We start from the raw sequence: 753 nt of genomic DNA on the forward strand, positions 1-753 counted from the left end.
GCTATGGCTGGTATGACGCGCTGCATCAGCTCGGCAACGTGCGCTTCTATGTTGCAGCCGGAGAGCGCGACCACGTCATCGCCGAAAACGGCAGCTTCCCCCCGCTCGATGACCATGTTCGTGCCGAGACGATCGAGCTGAGGTTCTGCGTCTTCCACCGCGCCAGCGTAACGCAGCGCGAGGAACGGATCTCGGCAGATGTCGCCTTCGTCCTCGGCGAGGATGGTTGGTACAGCGGCATCGACCAGATCCGCATTGCCTATGTTCCGGGTCCGGCGCTGACTCCTGAAACGCTGGTCGATCTGATCGAGAACGTCTGTTTCTGCGCGAACGACGACAGCGAGGCCGACTCCTGGGACACCCAGCACGAGCACTTCCTGCGCGATGCGCGCGAGCTCGCGGCCCGGGTGCTGCTCGGCGAGGACGAGGCCATTGCGGCGCGTATCCGCGACACGCTTGCCGGCATCCTCTGGGTCATTCCCAAGGACCGGCAGGTTGCCATTACCGTTGCTGCCGGGACCGCGATCGATGTTCAGCTTTCCGCTTTTCAACCTGCGGGCTGAGTCCCGCGAGGCCGTCCGGTTGTCCGCTCGTCGTCTCTTGGATCAGGAGGAGACCTCCAATGCATGACACATCTGACCTCACTTGCGCGCGGCAACGCACCGAGCGCATTGCGCTGCTCAATGATGCCGCGCGCCAGGGCCGTGACCGAACGGCCCGCATCGTCATGACCTCCGGGCTGCTTGCAGAATT

At 63.7% G+C, this 753-nt stretch carries 1 pseudogene; it reads left to right on the forward strand.

Going from position 1 to position 753, the window contains the following annotated elements:
* Positions 1-563 (forward strand): annotated as a pseudogene (locus tag AX735_RS26015) (hypothetical protein); the annotation flags it as partial.
* Positions 564-753: the final 190 nt, after the last annotated feature.

The sequence above is a fragment of the Blastomonas sp. CCH1-A6 genome (assembly GCF_001556365.1).
GTDB lineage: Bacteria > Pseudomonadota > Alphaproteobacteria > Sphingomonadales > Sphingomonadaceae > Blastomonas > Blastomonas ursincola.